This window comes from uncultured Mucilaginibacter sp. (assembly GCF_903913935.1).
Lineage (GTDB): Bacteria > Bacteroidota > Bacteroidia > Sphingobacteriales > Sphingobacteriaceae > Mucilaginibacter.
In genome coordinates, this window is record NZ_CAIWNH010000472.1 from 1 (window position 1) to 9,138 (window position 9,138).

7 protein-coding genes are annotated in these 9,138 nt (G+C 41.9%); 3 read left to right on the forward strand and 4 right to left on the reverse strand.

From position 1 onward, the window contains the following. Positions 1-107: 107 nt before the first annotated feature. From QZY09_RS18890 to QZY09_RS18900, 3 genes are all read left to right on the forward strand, one after another. Positions 108-1,898: a glycoside hydrolase family 9 protein gene (locus tag QZY09_RS18890; protein WP_295674839.1), complete on the forward strand. Its 1,791-nt coding sequence runs from the start codon at positions 108-110 to the stop codon at positions 1,896-1,898. Positions 1,899-1,953: 55 nt separating this feature from the next. Then, on the forward strand, positions 1,954-4,224 hold the full coding sequence (locus QZY09_RS18895; RefSeq protein WP_295674840.1) for a glycoside hydrolase family 3 N-terminal domain-containing protein: 2,271 nt from the start codon (positions 1,954-1,956) through the stop codon (positions 4,222-4,224). A 249-nt stretch (positions 4,225-4,473) separates the two neighbouring features. Further along, positions 4,474-5,520, forward strand: a complete 1,047-nt coding sequence (locus tag QZY09_RS18900) for a glycosyl hydrolase 53 family protein (RefSeq protein ID WP_295674841.1) — start codon at positions 4,474-4,476, stop codon at positions 5,518-5,520. A 170-nt stretch (positions 5,521-5,690) separates the two neighbouring features. On the opposite strand, the gene QZY09_RS18905 is transcribed toward QZY09_RS18900, so the two are convergent. The 4 genes from QZY09_RS18905 to QZY09_RS18920 all read right to left on the reverse strand — a co-directional run. After that, a complete protein-coding gene (locus QZY09_RS18905; protein ID WP_295674842.1) occupies positions 5,691-6,764 on the reverse strand; it encodes a DUF3667 domain-containing protein in 1,074 nt (357 codons plus the stop codon). 51 nt (positions 6,765-6,815) lie between these two features. Then, entirely contained in the window at positions 6,816-8,072 is a 1,257-nt protein-coding gene (locus tag QZY09_RS18910) for a nucleoside permease (protein WP_295674843.1), read from the reverse strand. A 175-nt stretch (positions 8,073-8,247) separates the two neighbouring features. Beyond that, on the reverse strand, positions 8,248-8,847 hold the full coding sequence (locus QZY09_RS18915) for a bifunctional nuclease family protein (RefSeq protein WP_295674844.1): 600 nt from the start codon (positions 8,845-8,847) through the stop codon (positions 8,248-8,250). Positions 8,848-8,874: 27 nt separating this feature from the next. Continuing rightward, positions 8,875-9,138 (reverse strand): FAD-binding protein (locus QZY09_RS18920; RefSeq protein WP_295674845.1); only part of this gene is annotated, 264 nt, incomplete at its 5' end.

Here is a 9,138-nt window from a genome sequence, read left to right on the forward strand (position 1 = left end):
ATTATAATATCATGATTTGTTAAAATATTTTGTCGGTTTAGTATTATACTTATTGTAAAGGATACACATATATTTATAGGCAGGTTTCTGTTTGCCTGCTTTTGTATATGAGTAGTACCTATTCGCCGAAATACCGTTTAAGGCCTTGCCTTTTAATTTTACTGACAACACTCAGTTTTTTTCAGAAATCATCAGCCCAGCAAGTCGCTCAAAATGGCGCATCGTCAATCAGGCTTAACCAAATTGGTTTTTACCCTGATGCCCAAAAAATTGCTGTCGTTTTAGGTGGCAGGGACAGTGTTTTTTATATCCGGACCCCGGAAAAGAAAACTGTTTTTAGTGGATCTTTAAAGCTGTCAGTGAAGCCTGACTTCGCCGGGAATAAAACGTTGATAGCTGATTTTAGCATTTATCATCAACCAGGTAAATACCTGCTCTTTGTGCCGGGTGCGGGTTATTCTTATCCCTTTGAAATAAAACAAACAGTGTTAAAAGGCGTTGCAGGTGCCTCCATCAAGGCATACTATTATATGCGTGCTTCCGAACAGCTTAATGAAAAATATGCAGGCAAATGGAGCAGGGCAGAAGGTCACCCGGATACCAATGTTATTGTTCATCCTTCAGCCGCAACGGGTAAACGCCCTGTAGGAACCATCATTTCATCACCGCGTGGCTGGTATGACGCAGGCGATTATAATAAATACATCGTAAACAGCGGCATCAGTACCAGTACCCTGCTTTCATTGTATGAGGATTTTCCGGAATACATGAAGACTGTTAAACTGAATATCCCTGAAACTGGTAATCATATACCGGACGTCTTAAATGAGGTGCTATGGAATCTCCGCTGGATGCTTACGATGCAAGACCCAAATGATGGCGGTGTTTACCACAAGTTGACCAACGCCGCATTTGATAAATTTGAAATGCCTGATAAAGCATTAGCGCCCCGTTATGTGGTACAAAAAGGTACCGCGGCCACGTTAGATTTTGCGGCAGTAATGGCGCAGGCAAGCAGGATATTCGTGAAATTTCCGGGAGAATTGCCTGGCTTGGCGGACTCGTGTATAAAAGCCGCAGATAAGGCCTGGCAATGGGCGGCTGCAAATCCGAAGGTAGTTTACAACCAGGAAGAAATGAACCAAACACACAGCCCTAAAATTACCACTGGCGGCTATGGCAACCGCGATTTTGCTGATGAATTTATTTGGGCCGCATCTGAACTGTATGTTACCACGGGAGATGATCGCTATTTTGCGGGCATTGATTTAATGGCTGACAACAGGATGCCGCTTCCTGCATGGAACCAGGTAAGATTATTGGGTTATTATGCTTTGTTGAAAAATACAAGTACAGCCAGTGCCGGTGTCAGGAAAGAGTTGCCCGGATTGAAAAAAAGATTACTCGCATTTGCCGATAGTTTGATTAATGGCGCAGATGGAACGGCTTATGAAACAGTAATGGATAAATCGACCCGTAACTTTATTTGGGGCAGCAATTCAGTAGCAGCTAACCAGGGTGTGGCGTTAATACAGGCATATAAGCTTTCGAATGATTCCAAATACCTTCGTTTTGCATTAGCTAATCTGGATTATATGTTAGGCCGGAACGGTACCGGTTACTCTTATGTAACCGGGTATGGAAGTAAAACATCCATGCATCCACACCACAGGCCTTCCTCATCAGATGGAATTGCTGAACCAATTCCGGGTTTGCTGGTAGGTGGGCCAAATCCGGGTATGCAGGATCATATCAAAGTGCCTTCAACCATTCCGGATGAAGCTTATATTGATGATGAACAGGCTTATGCTGTCAACGAGATCGCCATCAACTGGAATGCTCCGCTGGCTTACCTGGCCAATGCCCTGGAAGCATTGCAAAGTAACCTAAAACCATAATTTTAATAAAACCAATTTATATATAACAAACTTTTATTGCTCAAACCAACCAATTATGAGACGGATATTTATGATCACCTCTTTCCTGTTTTTAAATTTGCTGTGCCTTTCGGCACAAGCTCAAAAAACAGTTAACGAAACCGACAAAAAGGTAGATGCCCTGATTGCAAAAATGACCCTTGAAGAAAAAGTAGGGCAAATGACCGAAGTGACCTCTGATGTGGTTTCAACCACGACCAACGGTGTACACGAGATTGACCCTGCAAAAATAAAAGAGGCAATTTTAAAGTACCATGTCGGTTCTATTTTGAACGTTAGCGGACATGCCTACGAACGTAAACATTGGTACGAAGTTATTTCGGCTATTCAGGCAGAGGCGGGTAAAGACCGCTTAAAGATTCCGATTATTTATGGGATTGACGCTATCCACGGGGTAACCTATACTGTTGGCAGTACACTTTTTCCGCAGGAAATTGCAATGGCGGCTACCTTTAATAAAGATATTGCCTATACAGCAGGCACCATCACTGCTTATGAAACCCGTGCAAGTTATATTCCGTGGAATTATTCCCCGGTATTGGACTTGGGTAAAAGTGCGCTTTGGCCGCGGATCTATGAAACCTTTGGAGAAGATCCTTATCTGATAAAAACCATGGGTGCCTCCATTATTAAAGGTTACCAGGGTAACGATGTTGGCGATAAATTCCACGTGGCTGCATGTATGAAACATTATTTGGGTTATGGCGACCCATTGAGCGGAAAAGACCGAACCCCGGCCTGGATTCCGGACCGTTATATGCGCGAATACTTTTTACCGCCATTTACTGAAGCGGTTAAAGCAGGGGCGAAGACCCTGATGATCAATTCGGGTGAGATCAATGGCGTGCCGATCCATGCCAGCCATTATATGCTGACAGATGTTTTACGCGGCGAGTTGCATTTTGACGGGATTGCTGTTACCGACTGGAGAGATATTGAATACCTGCATGACCGCCACCACATTGCTGCAACCCAAAAGGATGCGGTAATGATAGCGGTAAATGCCGGAGTAGATATGAGCATGGTGCCTTATGAATACAGCTTTTATAACTACCTGATAGAGCTTGTACATGAAGGCAAAGTACCGATGAGCCGGATCAACGAAGCTGTTCACCGGATCTTAAAAGTTAAATACGAACTGGGGTTATTTGAGCACCCGGTTGGTAATCCGGATGACTATCCGAAATTTGGTTCTGATGAGTTTAAAAACGTGAGTCTGCAAGCCGCATCAGAAGCGATAACTTTGTTAAAGAATAAAAATAATATCCTTCCTCTTAAAAAGGACTTGAAAGTACTGGTGACAGGCCCAACGGCCAATACCATGCGTTCACTGGATGGCGGCTGGAGCTATACCTGGCAGGGTGAGCAGGCCGACGCTTTTGCGGCAAACAAAAACACTATTTTAAAAGCTATCCGGCAAAAAATCGGCAAAGAAAATGTAAGGTATGAGCCCGGTGCTACTGTTGACAGCTTGCTGAACATAGACGCTGTTGTAAATGCTGCGAAAAATGCCGACGTGATTGTTCTTTGCCTGGGTGAGCTATCCTATACCGAAAACGTTGGTAATATTGACGACCTGAACCTGCCACGGGCACAAACTGACCTGGCTAATGAGCTGGCTAAAACAGGTAAGCCGGTTATCCTGGTTTTGGCAGAAGGCCGTCCCCGTATTGTAACTGAAGCTGAAAGCCATTCAAATGCGACGTTAATGACCTATTTCAACGGCAATGAAGGCGGCGATGCCCTGGCTAATATCTTGTTTGGCGATGCCAACCCTTCAGGCAAGCTGCCCGTAACCTATCCGCGTTATGCGAATGCTTTGGTTAACTACTACCGAAAAAATTTAGAGAATGGCAATTCTGACGATAGTCATGGTTATAACCCGCTATATGAATTTGGCTTTGGCTTAAGTTATACAACTTTTGCTTACAGCAACCTGCACCTCAGCAAGCCTGAGTTAAAAGAGAATGAAACCCTAACCGTAACGGTAGATGTAAAAAACACAGGTCAGCGTGAGGGTAAAGAATCAGTCTTATTGTACACCGCCCAATCATACGCAAGTATCGCACCTGATTTTAAACGCCTGAGGGCTTTTGATAAAGTTAACCTTCAACCCGGTGAAACAAAAACGGTAACCTTTAAAATTACCGCGAAAGATCTTGCTTTTGTGAACGATTTGAGCAAAACCGTAACCGAACCAGGCGAATTTAAATTAATGATAGGAGACCAGGTACTAACGTTTAATTATAAATCCAATTTAATACCAGATAGAGCGGGAAAACTTTAGGAAGCTTGTAGTTGTAGCGCTACAAATGCTACATACCGCTACAAAGCGCTACAAGGTTGATAATTAACAACTTAACCGCTGACAAGATTTTGTCACTGACAAAACCTTGTCAGCGGTTTTTTCTATATCCGCACTATTTTCTGCGAAACAGGTTTAAATAAAAAATGTCATATAAACATTTTATTTTAAAGAAATGCTCTTTATATTTGTTATGCCCCTTTTAGGGTATACCAATTATAACTCCCCTTTATGAAAAAAGTGTTGCCAGTTTATTGCCTGATTTTGTTGGTTTCTATTTTATCCTGTTCAAATAAAAGTACTGCGCCCACACCTACGCCAACTCCCCCTTATACACCACCTGCCGTGTCATCATCCTTTGCAAAAGGGGCTGACATTAGCTGGGTTACCCAATTTGAGTCGACCGGCGTGAAGTTTTATGATAAAAATGGGAATCAGAAAGAACTTTTTGCTTTGATGAAAAGCCTTGGCTTTAATTCCATCAGGTTACGGGCGTGGGTAAACCCGTCGGACGGATGGTGCAATACCGCCGACTTAGTGGCCAAAGCAATCCGTGCTAAAAATGCAGGGCTGAAAATAATGATCGATTTTCATTACAGTGATGTTTGGGCCGATCCGGGGCACCAGGCTAAACCTGTTGCCTGGGCTTCATTGGATTTTCCAACTTTAGTGACAACTTTGTCTACCTATACATCAGGCGTGATGACCACGCTGAAAAGTAATGGCATTACACCTGAATGGGTACAGATCGGTAATGAAACCAACGATGGCATGCTATGGGAAGATGGAAGAGCATCAACTCAAATGGCAAATTTCGCGGCTTTGGTGAAAAGCGGTTACCAGGCGGTCAAATCAGTAAGTACTGCTACTAAAGTGATTGTACATATTTCAAACGGGTATGATAATGCGCTGTTCCGCTGGATGTTTGATGGGCTAAAAGCCAACGGCGCATCCTGGGATATTATCGGCATGTCCCTTTATCCGTCAACAACTAACTACACCACGCTGGATACCCAATGCCTGGCAAATATAAATGATATGGTATCGCGGTATTCAACACCTTGTATGGTGGTTGAAGTGGGTATGCAGGCTTCGGACGCTACTGATAGCAGGGCTTTTTTAACCGATATTATTTCCAAAGTAAATGCTGTATCCGGCGGTAATGGCCTGGGTGTATTTTACTGGGAACCTGAATCCTATACCAATGGTTATGGCCTTGGTGCTTTTGACAGCACCGGGAAACCGACAGTAGCGCTTGATGCCTTCGGGGGGAATTAGCCATCAAAATTAAAATTTTAATCCTGGCCGATTATTTATTCCGGCAAATTAATTCAAGTGATTTAACGGCCCCCAAAAAGCGCTGATAAGCGTAACGATTTGCCAATTAAACAACCACGACTAAAATTCAATCCGCATTGGTCTGTACAAATTCCAGGAATGAGTGTTATTTACGCGGCAGTAAATATCGTGATCAAAACGAGTAACGATATGCAGAGGATAAAAGACAGGAAATACATAAAATAAATTCCGATCAATTTAAAAATAGTACGCCACCAGCTGCGGTGATAAACTACCCTTAAGGAGGCATAGACATACCATATAATTGCTATAAATACACTAAAGACGAACCATCCTTTTACCGCAATCCAGCTAGTCGGAATTAATAAATTGACGAGCATCACAATAGTCAAAAATAAAAACAGGAAACAATGCAGGTGAAAAGCGTATATAAGGTGTTCCACATAAAACTTCTTGTTTTTGTAAAAAGCTACCATTAATATTAAAGCAAAAAGTGGCAGCAAAACAAACATCACTTTGGGGAAGTTATGTTTAAAGCCGTCAATAATTGCGTCTTTCATATTTATCTTTTGTTTATTAATGGCGAACGCTTTCTTGTTCCAATTGCTCTTGAACCAGCCATCACGTTGCGGCTCAGCCAGCTTTCGCTGGTTTAACAAATATTGTTCATAGGTGGTATCGGATGTAGTAGGATCTACATAGTGCTTGCTTTCCTCTACTTTTTGCCGTGCTTTTTTCGATGTATCTTTCACCCAGCGGCCATTTTTCAAAGTATAGCCGGCATCATCATATAAGTTTTTAATGGCTTCCTGTTTCGCCTTTGGTGGTATAAAACTATTTTGTTCTACCGCTTTAATTGCTTTCGTTAACTCTTCGGTTGTTGTTGGCGAAGGGGTTATCTGAACAACATCACTTTTTGTTTGAAATAACAACAGAAAATATACCAGGCTGATGAAAATGTACATTTTAACCGGGTGCAGGTATTGCACCCGCCGGCCGGCCATATATTCGTTTGTTAAAAACCCCGGCTTAAAAAGCAACGGTTTCAGGGTATGAAAAAACTGGTGGTCAAAATGGAAATAATCGCTGATGGCATGGTTCATCATGTGGCCGAAGCTTTCCTTTATCTCCAGGTTTTCCTGACCGCAATTGTGGCAATATTTTCCTTCGAGGATGGTGCCGCAATTGAGGCAGTTGTTTTCGTGGCGATAGTGTTTTTTCATTGGGTTGATTAAAAGCGCAATTGCTTAAGGTTGTATTTTGGGGTTATAAATTTATGCTAAATCTGCCACTTGTTTAACTTCAATACCGTGTTTATCTCTGAACACAAACGGAAAAATTATTGCTATAACTAAGGCATACGCGGCAAAGGTAAGCCATATGCCATGCCAATCTTTACTCTTGTCTGTATAGGTAAAAAATTTATCAATGATGTATCCGCTTGTTAAGCTACCTATAATTGCTCCAACACCATTTACCATCATCATAAAAAGGCCCTGTGCACTGCCCCTGATTTCTGGGCTGGTTTGGGTTTCAACGAAAAGTGAACCTGATATATTAAAGAAGTCGAATGCCATGCCATATACAATACACGATAAAACAATCATCCACAATCCACCTGCAGGATCACCGAAAGCAAACAGGCCAAAACGTAATACCCAGGCAACCATGCTGAATAACATAACGTTTTTGATTCCAAATCTTCGTAGAAAAAATGGAATCGCTAAAATAAAAAGCGTTTCCGAGATCTGTGAAAGAGATATGAGTGCAGCGGGATTTCTAACCGCAAATAAGTCTTTAAATTGAGGTTTATTAAAATCAAGCAAATAGGTCGTGCCGTACGCATTAGTAAGTTGCAATGCCGCTCCCAATAACAATGAAAAAATGAAAAAAACAGCGAACCTTGGTATTTTAAATAAGGTAAAAGCCTTCAGTCCGAAGGCATCTACAAATGATTTGTGTTTTGCTTTTTTTGCCAGGGGCGGACATTTGGGTAATGTAAATGAATACATTCCCAGACATAACGCTACCGCGCCAGCGATGTAAAACTGATTAGGTGACGTAGTACTATGTGTTAGGTTAATTGTCCATAAAGCCGCTATAAAACCAACAGTACCCCATACGCGAATAGGAGGATATTCTTTAACTACATCAATGTTTTGGCTTTTTAAAGCTGAATAGGCGACTGTTATAGAAAGTGATAACGTGGGCATATAAAAAAACATATTAAGCAATAACACCCAAAAGAATGTTGTCGGGCTTTCCACTAATGGCAAGGAGAAAAGCGTCAGTGAACCCAAAATATGCATAACACCGTAAAGTTTTTCGGCATTAATAAGTCTATCGGCCACTATACCAATAAGCGCCGGCATAAATAGCGCCGAAATGCCCATTGTTGAGAATATAATTCCAAACTGCTGGCCCGACCAATGCTTGTTTTGAAACCAGTAAGCACCGATAGTAAGCAGCCATGCTCCCCAGATAAAAAATTGCATGAAATTCATCAGTATTAAGCGAAACTTAATATTCATATGGGGCCAATTTGATGATAAAATACGGTCAGTATTAATTTAAAGCCGGAAAATAATGATTTTTTTTGAATAAAGTCCTTAGCGGGTGGAGTTTAGCGGTTTTTGGAATTTACAAAGTAACAGTACGTGTTTGTTATCTTATTATAATCGTTTCATCTCAACTGTCTGATCTCTTTTACGAAGATTTTCTACGGTTCAGCTCATCTCTTATTTTCGCAGCCTTTTCGTAAGACTCCTCTGAAAGAGCCTCCTGCAGCCTGGTTTTTAGTTCATCAACGCTAAGCGAGTTATAGCTGCCGGTAGGGCCGGTAGTAGTCTTTTCTTCGGGCGGTTCGTTAATGTTTTCCAGGTAAACAAAATCATTGCCTTCAATCACAATACCTGCTGTTGAAAGGATGAATTCGTAGGTGTAAATAGGGCAATCAAACCTTACCGCAACAGCGATCGCGTCTGAGGTGCGAGCATCTATCTCCACTACCTTTTTACCGTCAGAGCAGATCAGCTTTGAATAAAATATACCATCAACCAAGTTGTAGATAATGATTTCCTGTACAGTAATGTGATAAGCTTTCGCAAAACTTTTAAACAGATCGTGCGTGAGGGGCCTGCTGGGCGTCATTTTTTCAATTTCGATAGCGATAGCCTGTGCTTCAAAACTACCAATGATGATTGGCAGCCTTCTGCGACCGCTTATTTCGCCTAAAACCAAAGCATAGGCACCGGACTGTGTCTGGCTGTATGATAAGCCAACTATATCCAGTTTTATTTTTTTCATGTCGTTACCCATCTCTTCGTATTCCTTTTATGCTGTAGCTTTATATTCTTTAATTGCCGCAATTAACTTAGGTACCACTTCAAATGCATCACCCACGATGCCATAATCTGCCACTTTAAAAAATGGGGCATCAGCGTCCTTATTGATCACTACAATTACCTTAGACGAACTTACGCCGGCGAGGTGCTGTATTGCCCCTGAAATTCCAATTGCAATATACAAATTTGGACTGACAGCAATACCGGTTTGTCCAACGTGTTCGCTATGTGGCCGCCAGCCTGCGTCTGATAC